The 204-nt window shown below is 50.0% G+C and carries 2 rRNA genes; both read left to right on the top strand.

Annotation, left to right across the window (positions count from 1 at the left end):
• Nucleotides 1-61, top strand: a 16S ribosomal RNA gene (locus GPK88_RS19955); the annotation flags it as partial.
• Nucleotides 62-130: 69 nt separating this feature from the next.
• Nucleotides 131-204 (top strand): 5S ribosomal RNA (gene rrf, locus GPK88_RS19950); the annotation flags it as partial.

Raw genomic sequence — 204 nt, 5'->3', positions numbered from 1 at the left:
GACTGGGGTGAAGTCGTAACAAGGTAGCCGTATCGGAAGGTGCGGCTGGATCACCTCCTTTCTAAGGAAAAAGTAGAGAAGCAAGATGTGTTTTACTGTTGAGTTATCAAGGAAACTGAATAACGATATTTCTGGTGCCGATGCGGTTGGGGGACACACCCGTTCCCATCCCGAACACGACGGTTAAGACCCAATCGGCCGATG

The organism is Blautia sp. MCC269, from assembly GCF_018785655.1.
GTDB lineage: Bacteria > Bacillota > Clostridia > Lachnospirales > Lachnospiraceae > Blautia_A.
The sequence above is the reverse complement of the archived record's forward strand: the minus strand, read 5'-3'. Positions and strand labels throughout refer to the sequence as shown.